Here is a 21,319-nt window from a genome sequence, read left to right on the forward strand (position 1 = left end):
GCAGCAACAAGAAAAAAGCCCAGACCACCAAGCGGTCTGGGCTTAATAAACGATGGTGCTCCATGGCGGATTCGAACCGTCGACCTTGGGATTAGAAGTCCCCTGCTCTATCCAACTGAGCTAATGGAGCAAATGACCGCACGCCCAGCCAAGCAACTCAGCCAAGCGCAAGTAATTATAACCTAGTTGAACTGCTCGCGGTACGCCTTGCAGACCTCATCAACCGGGCCGTCCATGCGAAGGTCACCCTTCTCAATCCAAACGGCACGCTGGCAAATGCGCTCAACCTGGTCCATGGAATGCGAAACAAAAAGAACCGTCACGTCACCGCTCTGGATAAAGTGTTGAATTCGCGCCTCGCACTTTTGCTGGAAGAACACGTCACCGACGGACAGCGTCTCGTCAACGATCAGGATATCGGGCTCGGTGATCGTCGCGATTGCAAAGGCAATGCGTGCAACCATGCCCGAGGAGAAATTCTTTAACGGCATGTCGACAAAGTTCTGAAGCTCAGCGAACTCAATAATGCCGTCAAAGTTGGCATCGATGAACTCCTTGGTATATCCGAGCAGAGCGCCGTTCAGATAGATGTTCTCACGGGCAGTCAACTCAGGATCAAAGCCGGCACCAAGCTCAATCAATGGTGCGATATTACCGTGAACCTTAACGCTGCCCTCACTAGGCTCAAGCACGCCGGCGATGATCTTGAGCATCGTAGACTTACCGGAACCATTGGTACCAACCAGACCGACAACTTCGCCGCGATGAATATCGAACGAGATATGCTTAAGTGCCCGAAACTCTTCAAAGAACAGCTCGTGCTTGGCAAGCTTAATAAAGTACTCCTTGAGGTTGGTCAGCGACTCGGACGCCATGTTAAAGATCATGGTGACGTCGTCGACCTCGACAGCCAGAGGCTGCTCGCTGTAATCAACAACAGATTCAGTCATCACAGCACTCCTTAGATGTAGAGGATAAATTTGCGCTCAGATTTATGGAACACAGTGTAGCCAATAACAAGCGCAAGGACCGCCCAAGCGACGCACATGCCAAACGTCACAAGCGAGGGCGTCGTCTGGAACAGGAAGATATCGCGCATAAACTGCAGGTAGTTGTACATGGGGTTCGCATACATCAAGATACGCACGAGATGCGGCATTTGCGCAATATAGTCAGTCGTCCAGAAGATGGGCGTAATGTAGGTCCATGCCGTAATGACAACGCTCCACAGATGCATGACATCGCGGAAGAAAACCGTAAGGGCAGAGAGCATCATGCCCAGGCCCATGCAGAAGCACATAAGCAGCAGCAGGCAGACAGGCAGCAAAATGAGATGCCAAGAAGGCATAACGCGGAACCACAGCATAACGATGGCGACGGCGACCAGCGAGAAGGCAAAGTTGACCAGCGAGAAGAGCACCTTCTGCACCGGGAAGACCCAGCGGTGCACCTTAACCTTCTTGAGCAGAGGGGCAGCGTCAACGATCGACGTCAGGGCCTGGTTCGTAGACTCTGACATGACGGCAAAGGTAACGTTACCCACGATCAAGTACAGCGGGTACATCTCGGGCGTCATTGAGCCATTGCGGCCCTGGCCAAAAATCGTCGAGAACACGATGGCCATGACAATCATCATCAGCAACGGATTGAGCACCGACCATGCGACGCCCAGAACGCTACGGCGATACTTGATCTTAAAATCCTTGGTAACCAGCTGGCGAAGGATAAACGCATCCTTCTCAAATTCATTCTTAGCAAACGTCGCAGGCAGACTGCGAGTTTCTTGTTGCTTTGTCTGATCCGACACGGATGCAACTCCTTTACTCGTAATCGTTGACAAACGAACAGTATAGACCCGCCCTCAACGCCATAAGGCGGCGTTGCGAAACTGGAAAACTATCCCACAACATCGTTTTCGGAACGTCTTCCATCAGACAGCATGCCGCGAGCGACCACCACAATCACAACAGGGAGACCAAATTGAGCAGCCACGATATAACGAGGCCAATACCAAATAGGACTGGCAATAAAGAGCGTTCCGTACAACAACAAAAAGGGCAAAAGCGGCAAAACAAGTCTTGCGCGACCACATGACACCAACAGTGCTGCCGAAAACATGAGCAACCAAAAGACAACGGCGCCAGAAATAGACCAAGCGCTCAGTCCAATCGCCACATCAACATCATCGCCGAGGGGCACAAGCAAGTTGCGAAATGTAACTCCCGTAGAAGCCTTTGCGTCGGCCACAAGGTTATACGGAACACCCATGTGAAAGTTTTCGGGAAGGCCGTCGGCACCCATTACGTTTGGGGCCCAAAAACCAAACGTCTGCAGCTCCCACGCCTCAAAGTATATCGATGGGTTACGCGAAAGCATCGAGGCCCAATGAGCCCAGAATCCATCCTTTAAATGGTCCGAATTAAAGTCATCGTTCCATTTAAGCGGATCGATAATACTGGGGTGGTAAACCTCTTTGTAACGATCAAGCGGAAGCAGCTCGTTCATATAAGAACGGTCGGACTCGGACATATCGCCATCGAGCGCGGCAACGCGAGCCATCTGAGCAAGCGGAATACCCACTGACTCAACATCCTCCGATGGAACAACGCCCATAGCCGAGTACACGGGCCCCGTAATAACCAAGCATGTGACAAGCGCAAACCCAAGAGATACGGCCAAACGAGAGGCAGACTTCATCGGGGCAATGCAGCCGAGTCGGTCCAAAGCTACAGCTATCGCAAGCACCACGAATAGCGCAGCGCAAATATACAAACCGTTATTCCGTAGAAGCATAACGCCCAACGCTAGGGCACCAAAAACGAGCAAACGCAACGCGCTCGACCGGGAATCCTTTCCCGTGACGGCATCGGCAAGCATGGTCACCATCAAGACAAGACAGCAGGAAAACAACGGGTCTTTCCAAAGCGCCACAGAATAAAGAGCGCGATACCGTGACAAGCCAAAATAGACTACGAGCAGCCAAGACCAGCGAGAGGAGACCCCCAAGCGGGAAGTCACCCAAATTGAAAGATAGCCAAACGTGCTGGCAACACAGGCCATCTGAAGCACCGTTAGCAAGGCAACGCCCACCGAAGGGCTCATCCCCATGAGGCCTGCAATTTTGATACAAGCAGCCATCATCATGGTGAATGCAACCGGATGATGGTTGCTCAATGGGTTCCACCCCATAATCTGAGCGAACGACGAGAAGGTATCCCAAAAAACAGGCCGGGACAATACCTCAGGAAGAACGGGAGATACAAAAGAAATATCACTAGAGCACGGACCGCAACAGATAGGAGTCGAATGGACGAGTCACCATCATTAGTCCGCAGCGAGTCATTGCAGAAAACACAGCAGCGGCAACGACAAGACAGCTGAACAAGCACCGACAAGACCCAAAAGACCAGCGCCGACATCACCCAAAAAGCAACAGAATCAATCGCGGAATATGGCTCAATATAGTTCTCGTAAATCCCGCCGGCAATCACCGGTTCAGTCACACGAATATGCGCTCCCAGCACAAGAACAAACGAAAATACAAGGGAAATCACTAAGCAGCAAGCTCTACCAAAAACCGACGGAAATGCAAAATCCCTGCACGCAAACTTATTGAAATTAACCAATGATGCGATTATCGCAACACATGCCAAGACAGATGGAAACAGGTCGAAGGAACCACTACAATACGTCACCGTAGCGATGCTTGCTGCAAACAGCAAAACAGCACGTGTCACATCTAATAACCTGAACTCTCGAATCAATGCGCCCATCCTAACCACGAAACAAACGATTCGATTGTACGCGACCAAAGGAACCTTCATGGCCGAGCAAACGATTGCCGTTATTATCCCCTGTTACAACGAGGCAGTCACCATCGGAAAGGTCATCGACGACTTTCACCGCGAGCTTCCGCAAGCGACGGTCTATGTCTATGACAACAACTCATCGGACGATACCTCACGCATCGCCGCCGAGCACGGCGCCACGGTCCGCTTTGAGCCCCGCCAGGGAAAGGGCAACGTGTGCCGCCAGATGTTTCGCGACATCGACGCCGATTGTTACCTGATGGTCGACGGCGATGACACCTACCCCGCCGAGGCGGCGAAGGCCCTCTGTGAGCCCATCCTTAACGGCACGGCCGACATGACCGTAGGCGACCGCCTTTCCAACGGCACCTATGCCGAGGAAAACAAGCGCGCCTTCCACGGCTTTGGCAACAATCTAGTTCGCGCCATGATCAAGTGGATCTATGGCTACAGCTTCGATGACGTTATGACGGGCTATCGCGCAATGAGCCGCCCCTTTGTCAAAACGTTCCCCGTGCTTTCCGAGGGTTTTCAGATCGAAACCGAACTCTCCATCCATGCCGTCGATCACCGCTGGCGCATCAAAGACGTGCCCATTGAGTACCGCGATCGCCCCGAAGGATCCGAGTCTAAGCTCAATACCGTCAGTGACGGCATCAAGGTCGTCGCCATGATCGGTACGCTGTTCAAGGACTACCGTCCGCTCAAATTCTTCAGCCTGGCCGCGCTTCTGTTTGCGATTATCGGCCTCGCCCTGGGCATCCCCATCGTCGTCGAATATTTCCAGACCGGTCTCGTCCCCCGCTTCCCCACCGCAATGCTCGCCGCATCTTTCATGTTCCTTTGGGGCCTGAGTCTCGCGACGGGGCTTATCCTTGATTCCGTTGCAAAGGTTGAGCGTAAACAGTGGGAGGTCAACGTGTATAACACATATGGCCGCAGCATTCCCTCCAGCGCAAATAAAAACGAGAGGTAAATCGCATGCCACTCATTTCCATCGTCGTGCCATGTTACAACGAGCAGGAATCGCTTCCGATCTTTCTCAAAGAGCTCGATGGCGTCGTTCAAATCATGACCCAGCAAGACCCCTGCATCTCCTTTGAAGCCGTCCTCATCGACGATGGCTCAGCGGACAAAACGCTCACCGTCATGAAGGCGGAAGCCGCGGCGGCGCATCCATACGCCATCCGCTGGCACTCTTTCTCGCGCAACTTTGGCAAGGAGGCGGCACTGTTTGCCGGACTCCAACATGCAAAGGGCGACTATGTCGCTACCATGAACGCCGACATGCAGGACCCGCCCTCGCTCCTGCCGCAGATGTACGAGATCTTGCAAACCGAAGACTGCGACAACGTCGCTACGCGCAGGACCACCCGCAAAGGCGAGCCTCCAATCAGGTCGTTCTTCGCCCGCATGTTCTACAAGATCATCAACCGCATTTCCAAGGCGGACATCGTCGACGGCGCACGCGACTTTAGGTTCATGAAGCGCCCCATGGTTAACGCCATCGTCTCCATGGGTGAATATAACCGATTCTCCAAGGGCATTTACGGCTGGGTGGGCTTCAAGACTAAATGGCTCCCCTACGTAAACGTCAACCGCGTCGCAGGCGAGACCAAGTGGAGCTTTTGGTCGCTACTCCTCTATTCCATCGACGGCATCGTCGCGTTTTCCACGGCGCCGCTCTCCCTCGCCGCTCTCACGGGTATCGTTTTCTGCCTCATCGCCATTCTGGGATTCGTCGTCATCCTGGTCAAAACACTCGTTTGGGGTGACCCCGTCGGCGGATGGCCGTCGCTCGCCTGTCTCATAACGCTGTTTGGCGGCATGCAGCTTCTGTGCTTAGGAATCATCGGTGAATACTTGGCGAAAGCCTACTTGGAAACCAAGCGACGTCCCATCTATATCATTCGAGAATCCAACGAGGAATCTGATGACACGGTCCAATAAATGCACGTTCAAGAATGTAGCATTCTATGCTGCCTGCTTTACGTTTACCGCCACGCTCTTTGTCGCACTTGCAGCGGCGGGGCACGTCTACCCCTTTGGCGACAACTCGTTTCTCGCTAGCGACCTCAAGTACCAGTACATCGACTTCTTTGCTTGGTTCCGGCGCGTCCTTTTGGGCGAGGAGAATCTTCGCTACTCCTTTTCTCAGGGACTGGGCATGAACACGTGGGGGCTCTATAGCTACTATCTCGCCAGCCCCTTTAACCTGCTCTGCGTACTGTTTCCTCAAGACAAGCTGACGCTCTTTGTGTTTGTTATCACCGCGCTCAAGCTCGGCTGCATCCACATCAGCAGCGCCTGGTTCCTGCAAAAGCGCTTTGGCCTACCCAAGCCCGCAGCATTCCTGCTTTCTCTCTCGTTCACATTTTGCAGCTGGACCATCAGCAACCTGCGCAACCCGCTCTGGATCGATTGCCTCATCCTGCTGCCCATCTGCGCCTACGGATGCCACGAGCTCATCCGTAAGCAGCGCATGATCCGCCTCGTCATCGCAACGGCGCTCAATGTCATGTTCTGCTGGTATACGGCCTACATCAGCATCCTGTTCCTCTGCATCTTCGTATTGGTCGAATTTATCGATTATGTTACAGAAGAAGGATTTAGCTGGAAGCTCACGCTCGATCGGGCCCTGCGATTCGCCGGGGGTATCGCGCTTGGACTGCTCCTGTCCGCATGGACCTTTTTGCCGACCATCCTTGCCATGTCCAAGGGCGGTCCCGTTCTGGCGCTCGGCCCCCTACTTAAAACCAGCCTCAAATCGCTCATCAGGGGCTTTCTTCCCTGCATGTGGGTAAACAACGATAGCACACCGCAGTTCTATTGCGGCATCATCATGATGCTGCTTGCGGCGAGCTTGCTGGTTAACCGCACGGTTTCAATCAAGACGCGTATCGCAACACTCGTCGTCACGATAACCTTGGTCGCAAGCTCCGTTTTGAGCCCGCTCGAGTACATCTGGTGCGGCATGCGCGTTCCTAACGGATTCTACTCGCGCACGGCATTTTTGCTTAGCTTCTTTGCGCTGTGGGCCGCAGGATACGCGTTGCAGAAACTCAATGAGCGGCCAACATTTCGTCGAGCCCATCGTCCGGCCATTATCATGCCGCTCCTGGCACTCACGGCAATTGAACTATTTACCAACGCCCATGTTATATGGAACCAGCTGTACACAGGCTATTCCGAAGAAGCCAACAGCGCCTATGTCGCCACCGCAACCAACACGATCACAGCCATTCAAGACCAGGATTCGGCGTCTTTCTACCGTATCGACCGTACGATTACGCGCGCCGATAGCGCCGCCCTCAACGAAGGCCTGGCGCTTGGATACAACCAACTGTCTTCATATTCGTCGGCAAACAACCCGCAGGCAATTGCACTGCTCAACTCCCTTGGATACAGCAGTGTCGGCGAGTTTTCGACCCGTTATGCCGAGCCCATTCTTGCCGTCGATGCCCTACTGGGAGTCAAGTATGCCATTCCTGAGAACGCGCCTGCGGGATACGTTTCGGCCAAAACGAATCAGGCGGACTCCACAAGCGCGGTGTACGAGAACCCCTATGCGCTCAGCATTGGCGTCGCAGCCTCAAGCGATATCCAAAACAGCACGCTGAAGATCGAGGACCCCTTCGAAAAGCAGAACGACCTCTACAGCAAAATCCTAGGCCGCGAGGTCGAGCTCTATACCAAGATCGAGGCCACGAGCACAGAGAATAGCGATAGCTTAAAGCAATGGAACGTCACCGTGCCACCGGGTTTCCTCGGGTATCTCTACATCAACAAAGATGCAACCGCCGGCAGCTATTGGCCCGTCGCACTTACCATCGACCAGCGAACGATCGAAAACGAAGCCTGGAGATTCGACAATAATATCCGTCAAATTGCAGGCGCATCGGATTCCGCAAGTCAGCATACGGTGTCAATCGGAGTCGCAGAGGGCTATACCAACATGCCCCAAGACAATCAGCCGGTCTTTTACGCACTCAATCTAGGAGTATTTGAGCAGATCATCGACAAGCTTAAGACAAACGAGTTTGTTCCGACAGTTTTTGAAGACGGCAAAATCGAAGGCGAGTATACCGCCGAGGATGACGGTAACTTGCTGTTGAGCGTTCCGTATGATGAAGGCTGGACGGCAACAATTAACGGAGCCGCCGCAGAGCTGACGCCCGCCGCCGATAAGGGCTTGTCATGTCTGAGCGTGCAGAAAGGCGCGAATAAGATCGTGATGAGCTATAGGACCCCGGGAGCATTTGCGGGGCTTGCAGTCAGTTTGGCGACCGCCGTTGCCCTTGTTATAGCGAGGTTATACACCACACATAAGAAAAGCCGCCGTTAACAAGCGGCGGCTTTTACTCTCGCAAATTAAATAGAGACTAGAGTGTCTTGAGGTACTCCTCCAGCTCTTCCTCCCAGTCGGGCATGTGGAAGCCGACCGACTCGAGCCTGGACAGGTTGAGTGCGGAGTGGACCGGGCGCGGGGCGATGGGGTTCGAAGCGTTCGCGTAGTAGTCGGCGGTGCTCACCGGCACGACCCTCTCCCCGTTGCCGTTGGCGGCCTCGAAGACGGCGCGGGCGATATCGGCCCAGGACTTGACGGCGCCGGAGCCGGTGCAGTCGTAGGTGCCGTAGGGGGCCTTCGCGTCCAGCACGTGGAAGATGGCCGCTGCCATGTCGCGCGTGAAGGTCAGGCGGCCCAGCTGGTCGTCGACCACGGTGACCTGCTCGAGCCCGTCCTCGGGGTCGGCGACTCGGTCGGACAGCGCCTTCATCGTCTTGACGAAGTTGTGCCCCTCGCCGATGACCCAGCTGGAGCGCATGATGTAGTGGCGCGGGCAGCCGGCCACGGCGATGTCGCCGGCTGCCTTGGTCTGGCCGTAGACGGACAGCGGGCTGAGCGGCTCGTCCTCGGTGTGGACCTCGGCGGCGCCGTCGAAGACGTAGTCGGAGGACACGTGGACCAGGGTGATGCCGTGCCCGGCGCAGGTGCGGGCGAGAAGCGCCGGGCCGGTTGCGTTGGCCTTCCAGGCGGTCGCGCGGCCCTCGGGGGTCTCCGCTTTATCCACGGCAGTGTAGGCACCGCAGTTGATCACGGTGCCGTAGAGCGACCAGTCGTACTGCGCATAGGCCTCCGGGTCGGACATGTCGAAGGTGTCGATGTCGCAGAAGTCGAAGTCCTTCGCCACGCCGCGATCCTCGGCCAGCTCGCGGACCGCGCGGCCCAGCTGGCCGTCGCAGCCGGTGACGAGGGTGCGCTTCGGCGCCATGGGGACGACGTCCTTCAGCATCGGGTGGTTGAGGTCGGCCTCGGAGACGGTGGCCTGCTCGAGCGGGATCGGCCACTCGATGGCGAGCTCGGGGTCGGCGAGGTTCACGAAGGTGTAGGTCTTCTTCAGCTCGAGGGACCAGTGGGCGTCCACCAAGTAGGTGTAGGCGGTGCCGTCCTCGAGCGCCTGGAAGGAGTTGCCCACGCCGCGCGGGACGTAGATGGCCTTGGACGGGTCCAGGGTGCAGGTGAAGACCTTCCCGTAGGTGGCGCTGCCCTCGCGCAGGTCGACCCATGCGCCGAAGACGCTGCCGCGGGCCACGGAGATGAACTTGTCCCAGGGCTCGGCGTGGATGCCGCGGGTGACGCCGCGGCTGTCGTTGTAGGAGATGTTGTTCTGGACGACGCGGAGGTCCGGGATGCCCAGGGCGGTCATCTTGGCGCGCTGCCAGTTCTCCTTGAACCAGCCGCGCGAGTCGCCGTGGACGGCGAGGTCGACGACCTTCAGGCCCTCGATGCCGGTCTCGGTGACGGAGAGGTCCTTCTCGAATGCGATGTCTGCCATGTGGGAAAAGCTCCTATCGAAGAGGTTGGGTAACCGGGGGCGCCCGCGCGGGGACGCAGGATCATCCCCATGCCCTGCGGCCCCGCGCGGGCGCCCCGCGGTGCGGTCCGTCGGGGTTCGGCCTACTGGCCCTGTGCCCGGTAGCGGGCCTCGGTGGCCTCCTTGGCCGGGCGCCACCAGGACTCGTTCTCCACGTACCAGTCGATCGTCTGCTTAAGCCCCTCTGCGAAGTCGGTGTGCGCCGGCCTCCAGCCGAGCTCGCGCTGGAGCTTGGTCGAGTCGATGGCGTAGCGGCGGTCGTGGCCGGGGCGGTCGGCGACCCAGTCGAAGTCCTCGGGATCCTTTCCCATCGCCTCGAGGATCATGCGGAGCACGGTGATGTTGTTCTTCTCCCCGTCGGCGCCGATGAGGTAGGTCTCCCCCGTGCGGCCGCGGGTCAGGATGTCCCAGACGGCCGAGGAGTGGTCCTCGGTGTGGATCCAGTCGCGGACGTTCTCGCCCTTACCGTAGAGCTTGGGGCGGACGCCGTCGATGATGTTGGTGATCTGCCTGGGGATGAACTTCTCCACGTGCTGGTAGGGGCCGTAGTTGTTGGAGCAGTTGGAGATCGTGGTGCGCAGGCCGTAGGTGCGGGTCCAGGCGCGCACGAGCATGTCGGAGGACGCCTTGGTCGAGCTGTACGGCGAGGACGGCCTGTACGGCGTCTCCTCGGTGAACTTGGCGGGGTCGTCGAGCTCCAGGTCGCCGTAGACCTCGTCGGTGGAGACGTGGTGGTAGCGGATACCGTATTTGCGGACGGCCTCAAGCAGGCGGAAGGTGCCCTCAACGTTGGTGCGGAGAAAGGGCTCCGGGTCGGCGATGGAGTTGTCGTTGTGGCTCTCGGCGGCGTAGTGCACGATGGCGTCGTGGCCGGGGACCAACTCATCGAGCAGCCCGGCGTCGCAGATGTCGCCGACGACGAGCTCCACGCGGTCGGCCGGCAGCCCCGCGATGTTCTCGGGGTTGCCGGCGTAGGTCAGCTTGTCCAGGACGGTCACGTGCACCCCGGGGTGGTTGTCCACCACGTAGTGGACGAAGTTGCTGCCGATGAAGCCGCAGCCGCCCGTGACGATGATGTTCTTCGGGGAGAAGGTCTCCTCTGCCATATGAATGTCTCCTCAGTTCCTAGTACTCGCGCGGGCTGTTGACGATCTCGCCGGCGGCGACCTTCTTGAGGTGCCGGCCGTAGACCGACTTGCCGTAGGCCTTCGCGGCCTCCTCCAGATCGGCTGTCGTGATCCAGCCGTTCTCCCAGGCGATCTCCTCGGGCACGGACACGGGCAGGTCCTGGGAGTGCTCGACGGCGCGGACGAACTCCGCGGCCTCGTGCAGGCTCTCCATGGTGCCGGTGTCCAGCCACGCGTAGCCGCGGCCCAGGGTGACGACGGACAGCGTCCCCTCCTCCAGGTACATCTGGTTGAGCGTGGTGATCTCCAGCTCGCCGCGGGCCGAGGGCCTTACCTCGTGCGCCTTGGCGGCCACGTCGCCCGGGTAGAAGTACAGGCCGGTGACGGCGTAGGAGCTCTTGGGCTCGGCGGGCTTCTCCTCGATGGACACGGCCCTCCCCAGCGCGTCGAACTCCACGACGCCGAAGCGCTCGGGGTCGTCCACGTGGTAGCCGAAGACCGTGGCGCGGCCCGACTCGGCGTTCTGGACGGCGCGCGTCAGGTGGCGGGAAAGGCCGTTGCCGTAGAAGATGTTGTCGCCCAGCACCAGGGCGCACGGCTCGCCGGCGATGAACTCCTCGCCGATGGTGAAGGCCTGCGCCAGGCCGTCGGGGCTCGGCTGCTCGGCGTAGGACAGGTTCACGCCGTAGCGCGAGCCGTCCCCGAGCAGGCGCTCGAAGTTGGGCAGGTCGGTCGGCGTGGAGATGACCAGGATGTCCCGGATGCCCGCCAGCATGAGGGTGGACAGCGGGTAGTAGATCATGGGCTTGTCGTAGACCGGCAGCAGCTGCTTGGAGGTCACGAGCGTGAGCGGGTACAGGCGGGTGCCGGACCCGCCGGCGAGGATAATGCCTTTCATGTAGTCCTCCGTGTCATTTAACTCATTTAGTTACGATTTATATAATAAGCTCTATCGGTCATATTAATTAAAAATATATGAGCGGTACCCATTGAACAGGGCATCTAATTGCCTCGGCACGGAAAGAGCGACCATAACGTGAAGATTTATATCGCAGCGCATAAGCACTTTAACATTGATGCAGAGGTGCCTTACCAGCCGCTCTTCGTCGGGGCAAGCTTCATTCCAGAAGAAAACCGTCGAGCTGGATGGCAGTACGACGATCAAGGCGACAATATTTCCCAGAAAAACAAACACTACTGCGAGCTTACCGGCCTCTATTGGATATGGAAGAATTCTCCTGAGTCAATAGTTGGGCTCACGCATTATCGAAGGGCGTTTGAGTCGCCCAGCAACTCGAAGCAGATGCTCAGAGACTATGAAATTGAGAATATTCTTGCTAATTATGACTGTATTGTTGCAGCCAAAGAACCCTGCACAAGCTCAATCGGGTGCAACTTAATCACTGTTGCCGAGCAGTATAGAATGATCCATTCTTCGACAGATCTGCTACATGCAAGGGAAATTATCAGGACGAAACGCCCTGACTACTTGGACGCTTTTGATGAAGCAATTTGCGAGGGGCACTCTTTTTCACCCTGCAATATGATTATTTGCAAAAAGGAACTGATGGACAGATATTGTAAGTGGCTTTTCAAAATTGAAAAACAACTTGATAAGCGGATTGACTATATAAGTGGTCGCGATAGCTATCAGCAAAGGATGCCTGGCTTTATCTCAGAACGACTGCTCAACGTTTTCCTTAGAAAGCATGACTTAAAATGCTATGAATGCCGCATCTTTAACCCAGCAAATAAAGATGCTCTCACAATCGATCGATGCACGTGGCCTCGGACAAGACCCCAGCTTACATGTGATTCCTCCGCTAAGGCCATATTTAACGGGGTGGACTATTCATCGGTATTTAATTATTCCTTTTATGTAAATCATTACGAAGATCTCTTCGATAGATATAAGAACGACCCTCTAGGAGCTTTGGAACATTTCATTGCAATTGGCATTAATGAGCATCGAGTTGCACATCCTCATTTTTCTATTGGCTCTCTTTTAAACGGAAACCCCGATTTACGAAAAAGGTGCAGCAAAAATCTCGAAGCGGTGCAAATGTATATAGCGGACCCTAAAGCGTATGAGCATCCAATTGGATATGAAAACATTCATCTGCTAGACGAGCAAAGCAATTCAACTATGGCTACATGGCATGAACGTCGAATTGCAGCAGCGCGCATTCGATACCAGGAAAGAATCGAAAGGCTACCTGTACTGGGTTAATTCAACGAAAGAAACTACTTGAAATCTGAGTGAAGTAGTAAATGTATCTTTAGTGCTACGGAAAGGTAAATTGAAATGAAAATTAACGCGGATTGCATTTGCCGTGGAAGCGGAAAGATGTATATTCTCCTAAAAAATGTAGAGGTAGATGCATCAAGTATTCAGGTGACTGCATCAAAGAGCGACGGGACAACGATACCGAGCTCAATCTATCCATACGAATCAAATGATAATCAATACGTCGTAGTTCTTCCCGACCTGGGAACTGGTGATTGCGATATTCAGATTAAAGATTTGAGTGCGCAATATGCCTACGCTGCCATTAAAATCTGCTTTAGCAAGGCAAAATGGGCGTCAAGATTAAACTACAAAATTAAGAATGAATTGTCCCACTCTATTAGGAACTATGATGATAAGCATGACTTGGATGTAGCAAGCATGCGTTTTCACGAGTTTATCGAAGATGGAGACGAGGCCATTCTTCGCTGCTCAGTTAAACTCCCTCAGCGCAACGACAACAAGATAGCCATCAAGTGCTTCGATATTTCAATGACTCGCATTCAGATTGAGCCGATTACCACCGATGACATTACGATTCCACTGTGGTTTGCCCCAGATAAAAAACGCCGTGAAATTCAATACTCGATTCGGATTCCTAATAGCACAAATAGGTTAATCTTCACAATCGAAGACGACAACCATCCGAGCTTCAACAGCTTTGCTGTTGCGGATAACGAAGAGCTTGAAAAGCTGCGCATTTTAACCACATCGAAAATGAAGCCTATTTCAATTGACCCATCTGCATATCCAAAATGGCTCGATCAACACAAGGCAAGCTCGGCAATGCTCGAAAAACAATCGATGGTCACCTTCAAGGAAATGCCATTGTTTAGCATCGTCGTCCCCCTATTCAACACACCCGAAAAACTGTTCAAGGAAATGGTGGAATCGGTTCTTAAGCAGAGCTATTCAAACTGGGAGCTCGTGCTAGTCAATGCAAGCCCAGATAACAGCGCGCTTGTAGATATGGTCGAAACTGCTAAGAATAAAGACGTGCGCATTAAGGTGATAGAGCTGGCAAACAATTCCGGCATTTCCAAAAACACTCTTGCCGGGACAAAAGAAGCGAAAGGAGATTTTATTTGCTTCTTGGACCACGACGATACTCTAGAGCCCTCGGCGCTTTATGAATACGCGCGTGCAATTAATGCTGAAAACAATACTGATCTTATTTACTGCGACGAAGACAAACTGTTTGCCAATGGCAGCTATGGAGATCCGTTCTTTAAACCAGATTTAAGCATCGACTTGCTGCGAAGCGTTAATTATATTTGCCATTTTCTTGCAATCAGAAAAACACTATTCGATTCTCTGGAGTACGGCGACGAGCAGTACGATGGAGCTCAAGACCACGACTTGACGCTTAAAGCGATAGAAAACGCACGGAATGTGGTACACGTGGCCAAAATTCTGTACCACTGGAGAATTACCGAAAACTCAACTGCAGGTGACCCGAACTCAAAGCTATATGCATGGGATGCTGGCGTCAAAGCCGTACAGGCCCATTTGGACAGACTTGACGTTTCAGCAAAGGTTTATCGCGGAAACGACCCCTTCACATATAAAGTTACCTACGCAGTTCCAGATAGTCATCCACTTGTATCAATCATTATTCCGACAAAGGACCATCCCTCTGTTCTCGATACGTGCATTAAGTCGATCATTGAACGATCAACCTACGATAACTACGAAATCGTCATTATCGAAAACAACAGCGAGAACCCAGAAACATTCGAGTACTACTCTGAATTGGAGAAATGCTATCCCGATACGATCCGCATCGAATATTGGGGTGCAGAATTCAATTTTTCAAAACTGATGAACTTTGGCGCTAGCAAAGCAAAGGGCGATTACCTTCTCTTGTTAAACAACGATACAGAAGTTATAACTCCAAACTGGATTGAAAACATGCTGGGCATTTGTTCGCGAAAAGAAGTTGGCATCGTAGGCGCAAGACTTTTTTACAGCGATGATACCCTGCAACATGCTGGCGTCGGCATCGGCGGAATTGGAGCCGGCCACCTCGGAAAAGACTACCCCAGAGGAAAATGGGGTTACTTCAATCTATGCGACCGCACACAAGATTTAAGCGCAGTAACCGCAGCATGTCTGATGACTAAGAGAGCTGTTTTCGACGAAGTCGGAGGCTTTAGAGAAGAACTGGCTGTTGCTTTTAATGATGTTGACTATTGCCTCAAAGTGAGAAGTCACAACTATCTAGTTGTATATACACCCGATACCGAGCTGTATCATTACGAGTCGTTATCACGAGGCTATGAAATCAGCGATGAAAAGAAAATGAGATTCCATAGGGAATACTCACTGCTCAACTACCTATGGCCAGAGTATTACGTGAAGGGTGATCCGTATATAAACAGCAACATCGTCAGCGGGAATTTGTATTATCAAATTTAAAAACGCTTATGACACTTTAATTCTGAGCAGGTAAAGGAGGAATAAGGGGCTGTCGGTTAAACCGACAGCCCCTTATTCCTAATAGGTTAATTTATAAAGAAAGAACCCGTTTGCTGAACCTAATTGCGTAATTTGCAATTCAACAGATGAATACTCTGTCAAATCCCTACTAGACATAACGTACTTCACATTAAGCTGCCTTAAATCATCTTCAGTCAAATTCACTGTGAAGAGATCATCCTGCGTGGAATTAAATGACGTAGATGGAGCGAATACATTAGCAACGATATGAGCATACCTGTTGTATGCGTACTCGTTCTCGTTATTATCATCGATAGAATTCCAACGCGATAGATCGGGATAAGCATTGGTGGAGTTAATTACAGGCGCTCCATACGCAGCGCAAAGATTGGCAACTGTCCAAGAACCATCGACAACCCATTTATCTGAATAATCACTCTCTTCCACAAACTGATTAACGAGAGACTCTAAATTCGTATCTGTTAGTGGAGCCGCACCGATTTGAATTGGATTAATACAGAGCCCTGGAATTACTCCGAAGCAAATCGCAAAAGCAACGAATAAACCAGTGCATTTTTTTCCAAGAATAAAGGAGCAAAACGAAAGGCACGAAAAAAGACAGAACAATATAAGCATCAACAGATACAGCATCCTTGCAACAAGATATTTAGCAGAAAGAAGGATGAAAACCTGGAATGCTGAACTCAGAATAAGACCAATTATTAAGATAATCGGCAAATAACCAATGGAGCTGTTATTCCCTTGGGACTCTTTAGCCTTTTCGACAGAAATCAAAAATAGGAGAAGTTCGAGGTAACCAATAGGAAACAATAGTCGCAGAACAGGGACGTTATACATTAAGGTCATTCGAGATAGAAATGACGGAAAACCAATAAATGCAAAGACTAGAAAAAACAATTGAAGTGCCGTAAGCACAAATAACTGCCAATCTCGCCTTTTAATAAAACAGAGCAGAGATGCAAGCGTTCCAAGAGGGAAGAAACAAAGAATGGTTGCAATTTCGCATTCATTTGAAACCAGCGGTGAATCAAAGGCATAAAAGAGTGGAATTGCATAAGAAAAAAGTTCGGGAAGTCCGCTTCCGCCTGTTTCAAAACGCGCACCAGGATAAACGGTATTCATAACAGATGTCATTGCTTCAGAGGACTGGAAGAATGAAAGGAATATTAGTCCCGCTGAGATCAACAGGCAGAATACTAAAACAAAAGTATCACTTAGCGACCATGCAAGAACTGAATGTTGGGCGTTATATTTTAATGTTTGATAATACTCTATTGTTCTAAAAACACCCATCAAGGCAAAAATGAAGAAAAATGGGACCATCCAGGCAGGGTACAAGAGCATTATGTAACAACCACATAGCCATGCTATGGCAGCTATCGCAATAACCCTGATATTCTTTTTTCGAGTAAAGAGCGCCTTATCCAACAACAAGACAAGGGCTTGTCCATAAAGAATCACCTCGCCCGTGCCCCACCATTGAATTAGTGGCGAAAAACAAAGCAAGCATGAAAAGAGCAAGCTGAGCGGCTTTGACTTAATAATGAGAAAGGCACAGTCAAAAGAGACAAGGACCATTAGACATAGTTTCGCGGACCAAGCAAACGCTAGGCCGAATTCAAAACCAAATAACAAATAACCCCAAAGCACTGGTCTAAATAACGTAATTACGCTCCAGCAGGCAGCGCCATAAACCATCCGGACATCCGTTAAATCTCCTCTCAGGATTTCCGAAATTGGAGCATAGCCATTATGGGATTGAGAAAGCTGAAACAGAGTTCCAACTGAGAACTCATCGCTTCGAAGGGACCTCGGTATACCCCAAAACGGAGTACCAGCGTTTTCAGGGAGCATAATGCTCCACATTCCAAGCGATGAACCGCTGATTTTAAAAGCAACGGCAAGTATCGCAACAGTCATACCGATTAGCCATCGATATTTATACAAAAAATCGCTTTTATACTCTACCAATTTGATTACAGAAATGACAAATATAATAGTCAATCCAGCAACAAATAGAACAGCCATATCGTCATTAAGCATCGGGTTGGCAATTGTAAAGCCAACCGTGCCATAGAAAGCATCAATGTAATTAACGAACAAAGACAGATATATCAGTGCAAAAGATAACGGCAGGGCAAAAATACCGACATGGTAAAGGCGATACAAGCCGCTGCACACACGATGCTTTCGAGCTTCCGCTGCTAAATAGTTATTCATACAGTTAATCTAAACTCCGTCTTTAATTAATCCTGCTGATTTCGCAAAACATCATTCTCATTTTCAAGAATCGCAATACGTTGGGTTAAGTTCTTGCAAGCCGTAACGAGTCTGCTAATCGCAATACTGAGAGATAAAGAAATCATCAATAAAAGTACTACAGCAACAAGAAAAGCGAAATTCGATGGGCTAATAAACCCAATACAATCTGAAATTCGATAAATCAACTCCGGAAAGCAAACGCTAAATAGTGCCACAACACACAGGCAAAGCCATAGTAGCGAGTACTTTAAAAGTAGCTTTCCTTTACCGACTAAGGAAACGACATAAAAGAAAAGGCCACTAAAAATTACTACAGCGCCCACGCGAATTATCATACTCATCAGTGAGCCGCCTTTCTATAAACAAAACAGGCCATGGAAATTGCAAGCGAAACCTTAATCATGTAATAAATTGAAGAAAAGCCAGAAATTGATGACACTCCGCCCTGCCTCTCGCGCATAAGTACAGGAACCTCAACCACCGAAAGACCAGTTTTTAATGCTGCGGCAATAGATTCGGGCTCTGGATAATCATCTGGATAGTCCCTACAGAACAAATCTATAGCTTTTTTGCCGCACGCGCGAAATCCAGAAGTAGGATCTTTAATCGTCTTTCCGGTAAATAATCTCAACCAACCAGAAAGCCATCGGATACCTACTCTCCTTAAAAATGTAGACTGAAAACCTTCCGTGGGAACGGCAAATCTGGAACCGATAGACAAATCGGCACCATCAATAATCGGCTCGATTAAGTTCCCAATATAAGAAGGATCATGCTGGCCGTCACCATCAACCTGAACATCAATGTCATAACCATGCCTGAACGCATATTTATGACCGGCTTGAACAGCACCACCAATGCCCAAATTTTGCGGAAGGTCAAGGACATTAAATCCATGTTGACGGCAGATGGATAGAGTTTTATCGGTTGAGCCATCATTCACCACTACATAATCATAGCCAGCTTCAACAACCGATGAAACAGTCTGTACGATATTGGCTTGCTCATTATAGGCAGGAATGATTACCAGCACTCTCAACATTTCATCCATTAAAACCCCAACGATCCATATCGGACCTATATTGAAAATAAAACCTGCTTAATTTTATCCAAACAAACCAATCTCGAGAAATGCTCACGATAATAATTGAAGCCATTAGATCCTAAAGCTTCAATAGCATCTTTATTCATTGAAGCAATTTTTACCATATTATCAGCAAGCGCATTAACATCTGAGGGATTGGATACAAACCCGCATTCAGCAGAACGAACCGCATTGGCCCCTTCGCCGCGCATTACAGCAAGTATTGGTTTCGAAGACGCCATACAACTTGAAATCTTCGCCGGAATAGTAAGCTCTAGTTCGGGATTGTCGGCGAATGGTGCAATCATTGCCGTTGCAATATCTGAATACATGGGCACAACTTCAGGATCAACGCGCCCAATAAACAAAATGAACTCGCTAAGCCCTTTATTTGCAACGGTCTTCTGCAATTCCGCTCTGGACATGCCATCGCCAAGAATTAGCAGCCTCATCTCAACAGAACTATTTTTGATTGCATACGAGAATGCCTCAATAACTGTGTCAAGACCCTGTGCGGGAGTTATTGATCCGGCAAAAAGGAAAACACACTGACTTCCAAATTGCGATCTCAGCTCCTGTGAAAAACTCTTTTGCTCGTAAACCTCCTCACAGTGCTGAGGTATTACACTTATCGAAATATCCGGATTCAAAGGTTTAATCCTATGAAATAAGTTGTCGGCCAAAGAGTCACTCAAGGCAATCAGCTTATTACAGGCAGCATACTGCTTGTCGCAAAAAGATTTGGCAAAAGCTCTCAGAAAGCTATTTTGGACGTTTAAAACGGTGTACAAATTCTCGGGCCAAATATCCAAGACATAGGTGACAAGAGGGCATTTATTTCGCCATGCAGCAAACCTAGCCGGAATTATCATCAAAATAGGACTTGTATTATAGCAAAATACAACGTCGTAATTGTTTTTGAGCCTTAACGCCTTGAAAGATGCAGTAATCGGCCAGCTAATATAGTTCAGGAAAATGCGGACCGAAGTGTTTCCCTTTCGGCGTATTTCACCAGACCGAAAGACAGACGCACCGTGGTAATCATCGTGACGATGGCCGCAGTAACCATATCCTTCGGCCCATTCGCCTGAAGGATAATTTGGAATACCGCAAAGGACGTCAACGCTTGCACCGTCTTCAATAAAGCCATCGACAATATCACTGATTCGAAAAGTCTCCGGGTAAAAATGCTGCGTCACGACAAGTATTTTCTTACCAGCGCATGAGCTAGTCATTAAATGCTCTTCCTCCACACCATCTTGTCCACGACGCCGGTGTAGCTCTGGATGATCTTGACCACCTTGGTGGACACGGTCTCGTCGGCGTAGTCGGGAACGGGCGCCTCGGGCAGCGACCCCTCCGCGTCTAGCTCGACGGCGGTGTGGACCGCCTGGAGCAGCCCCTTCTCGGAGATGCCGGCGAGCGTGAAGCAGGCCTTGTCCAGCGCCTCGGGGCGCTCGGTGGAGGTGCGGATGCACACCGCCGGGAACGGGCGGCCGACGCTCGCGAAGAAGCTCGACTCCTCGGGCAGCGTGCCCGAATCGGAGACCACCGCGAAGGCGTTCATCTGCAGGCAGTTGTAGTCGTGGAAGCCCATGGGCTCGTGCATGCGCACGCGCGGGTCGAGCTCGAAGCCGGTGGCCTCCAGGCGCTTGCGGGAGCGCGGGTGGCAGGAGTACAGGATCGGCATGTCGTATTTCTCCGCAAGCGCGTTGATGGCGGTGAACAGGCTCGTGAAGTTCGCCTCGGTGTCGATGTTCTCCTCGCGGTGGGCGGAAAGCAGCATGTACTTCTTCGGCTCCAGGCCGAGCTCGGTCAGGACGTCGGAGGCCTCGATCTTGCCCAGGTTGGCGCGCAGGACCTCTGCCATGGGAGATCCCGTGACGTAGGTGCGCTCCGGGGCGCAGCCGGTGTCCTTCAGGTAGCGGCGGGCGTGCTCGGAGTATGCCAGGTTGACGTCGGAGATCACGTCGACGATACGGCGGTTGGTCTCCTCGGGCAGGCACTCGTCCTTGCAGCGGTTGCCCGCCTCCATGTGGAAGATGGGGATGTGCAGGCGCTTTGCCGCGATGGCGGACAGGCAGCTGTTGGTGTCGCCCAGGATCAGAAGGGCGTCGGGCTTGACCTGGACCATCAGCTTGTAGCTCGCGGCGATGATGTTGCCCACGGTCTCGCCCAGGTCGGCGCCCACGGCGTCCAGGTAGACGTCCGGGTCGGCAAGCTCCAGGTCGCGGAAGAAGATGCCGTTGAGCGTGTAGTCGTAGTTCTGGCCGGTGTGCGCCAGCAGGCAGTCGAAGTGACGTCGGCACTTCTTGATGACCTCGGACAGGCGGATGACCTCGGGGCGGGTGCCCACGATGATCAGGAGCTTCAGGCGGCCGTCGTCTTTAAAACAAATATTGGAATTCATAGGT

The 21,319-nt window shown here is 52.0% G+C and carries 16 protein-coding genes and 1 tRNA gene; 5 read left to right on the forward strand and 12 right to left on the reverse strand.

Translation table 11 applies throughout. The features are described from left to right. Positions 1 to 53: 53 nt before the first annotated feature. From ACGHEN_RS06590 to ACGHEN_RS06605, 4 genes are all read right to left on the reverse strand, one after another. Positions 54 to 130 (reverse strand) — tRNA-Arg (locus tag ACGHEN_RS06590). A 52-nt stretch (positions 131 to 182) separates the two neighbouring features. Then, on the reverse strand, positions 183 to 950 hold the full coding sequence (locus ACGHEN_RS06595; protein ID WP_118289078.1) for an ABC transporter ATP-binding protein: 768 nt from the start codon (positions 948 to 950) through the stop codon (positions 183 to 185). Positions 951 to 961: 11 nt separating this feature from the next. Beyond that, positions 962 to 1,807: an ABC transporter permease gene (locus ACGHEN_RS06600; protein WP_390398247.1), complete on the reverse strand. Its 846-nt coding sequence runs from the start codon at positions 1,805 to 1,807 to the stop codon at positions 962 to 964. Between the two features lie 89 nt (positions 1,808 to 1,896). Further along, positions 1,897 to 3,174 carry a DUF6020 family protein gene (locus tag ACGHEN_RS06605; RefSeq protein ID WP_390398250.1) on the reverse strand — a complete coding sequence of 426 codons (1,278 nt, stop codon included), beginning with the start codon at positions 3,172 to 3,174 and terminating at the stop codon, positions 1,897 to 1,899. A gap of 648 nt (positions 3,175 to 3,822) precedes the next feature. On the opposite strand from ACGHEN_RS06605, the gene ACGHEN_RS06610 reads away from it, so the two are divergent. From ACGHEN_RS06610 to ACGHEN_RS06620, 3 genes are read left to right on the forward strand one after another with little or no spacing between them, the layout of a single operon-like run. Continuing rightward, positions 3,823 to 4,785 carry a glycosyltransferase family 2 protein gene (locus ACGHEN_RS06610; RefSeq protein ID WP_390398253.1) on the forward strand — a complete coding sequence of 321 codons (963 nt, stop codon included), beginning with the start codon at positions 3,823 to 3,825 and terminating at the stop codon, positions 4,783 to 4,785. 5 nt (positions 4,786 to 4,790) lie between these two features. Continuing rightward, positions 4,791 to 5,759: a glycosyltransferase family 2 protein gene (locus tag ACGHEN_RS06615; RefSeq protein WP_390398255.1), complete on the forward strand. Its 969-nt coding sequence runs from the start codon at positions 4,791 to 4,793 to the stop codon at positions 5,757 to 5,759. Beyond that, a complete protein-coding gene (locus ACGHEN_RS06620; protein WP_390398258.1) occupies positions 5,743 to 8,154 on the forward strand; it encodes a YfhO family protein in 2,412 nt (803 codons plus the stop codon). Before ACGHEN_RS06615 ends, ACGHEN_RS06620 begins: the two co-directional genes overlap by 17 nt. A 37-nt stretch (positions 8,155 to 8,191) precedes the next feature. On the opposite strand, the gene ACGHEN_RS06625 is transcribed toward ACGHEN_RS06620, so the two are convergent. From ACGHEN_RS06625 to rfbA, 3 genes are all read right to left on the reverse strand, one after another. Then, entirely contained in the window at positions 8,192 to 9,646 is a 1,455-nt protein-coding gene (locus ACGHEN_RS06625) for a sugar nucleotide-binding protein (protein WP_390398259.1), read from the reverse strand. Positions 9,647 to 9,768: 122 nt separating this feature from the next. After that, positions 9,769 to 10,791, reverse strand: coding sequence for a dTDP-glucose 4,6-dehydratase (rfbB, locus tag ACGHEN_RS06630; RefSeq protein WP_390398261.1), 1,023 nt, complete (start codon positions 10,789 to 10,791; stop codon positions 9,769 to 9,771). Between the two features lie 19 nt (positions 10,792 to 10,810). Next, positions 10,811 to 11,710: a glucose-1-phosphate thymidylyltransferase RfbA gene (gene rfbA, locus ACGHEN_RS06635; RefSeq protein ID WP_390398263.1), complete on the reverse strand. Its 900-nt coding sequence runs from the start codon at positions 11,708 to 11,710 to the stop codon at positions 10,811 to 10,813. A 138-nt stretch (positions 11,711 to 11,848) separates the two neighbouring features. Here rfbA and ACGHEN_RS06640 point away from each other — a divergent pair, with 138 nt between their 5' ends. Together ACGHEN_RS06640 and ACGHEN_RS06645 are read left to right on the forward strand one after the other, a co-directional pair. After that, positions 11,849 to 13,042, forward strand: a complete 1,194-nt coding sequence (locus ACGHEN_RS06640; RefSeq protein ID WP_271738034.1) for a DUF4422 domain-containing protein — start codon at positions 11,849 to 11,851, stop codon at positions 13,040 to 13,042. Between the two features lie 75 nt (positions 13,043 to 13,117). Continuing rightward, complete coding sequence (locus ACGHEN_RS06645; RefSeq protein ID WP_390398266.1) at positions 13,118 to 15,517, forward strand: glycosyltransferase; 2,400 nt, start codon at positions 13,118 to 13,120, stop codon at positions 15,515 to 15,517. A gap of 78 nt (positions 15,518 to 15,595) precedes the next feature. Here ACGHEN_RS06645 and ACGHEN_RS06650 read toward each other — a convergent pair whose 3' ends face one another. Genes ACGHEN_RS06650 through wecB form a run of 5 tightly spaced genes read right to left on the reverse strand, consistent with a single transcriptional unit; the run spans position 15,596 to position 21,315 of the window. Further along, a complete protein-coding gene (locus ACGHEN_RS06650; protein ID WP_390398269.1) occupies positions 15,596 to 17,779 on the reverse strand; it encodes a hypothetical protein in 2,184 nt (727 codons plus the stop codon). Positions 17,780 to 17,805: 26 nt separating this feature from the next. Beyond that, entirely contained in the window at positions 17,806 to 18,162 is a 357-nt protein-coding gene (locus tag ACGHEN_RS06655) for a DUF2304 domain-containing protein (protein ID WP_390398272.1), read from the reverse strand. Then, entirely contained in the window at positions 18,162 to 18,872 is a 711-nt protein-coding gene (locus tag ACGHEN_RS06660; protein ID WP_343000568.1) for a glycosyltransferase family 2 protein, read from the reverse strand. The genes ACGHEN_RS06655 and ACGHEN_RS06660 overlap by 1 nt, the downstream gene beginning before the upstream one ends. A 26-nt stretch (positions 18,873 to 18,898) precedes the next feature. Then, positions 18,899 to 20,158, reverse strand: coding sequence for a glycosyltransferase family 4 protein (locus ACGHEN_RS06665; RefSeq protein WP_390398274.1), 1,260 nt, complete (start codon positions 20,156 to 20,158; stop codon positions 18,899 to 18,901). Next, a complete protein-coding gene (wecB, locus tag ACGHEN_RS06670; RefSeq protein WP_390398276.1) occupies positions 20,140 to 21,315 on the reverse strand; it encodes a non-hydrolyzing UDP-N-acetylglucosamine 2-epimerase in 1,176 nt (391 codons plus the stop codon). Before wecB ends, ACGHEN_RS06665 begins: the two co-directional genes overlap by 19 nt. Between the last annotated feature and the right edge of the window lie 4 nt (positions 21,316 to 21,319).

The organism is Collinsella sp. i06-0019-1H4 (assembly GCF_042849575.1).
GTDB lineage: Bacteria > Actinomycetota > Coriobacteriia > Coriobacteriales > Coriobacteriaceae > Collinsella.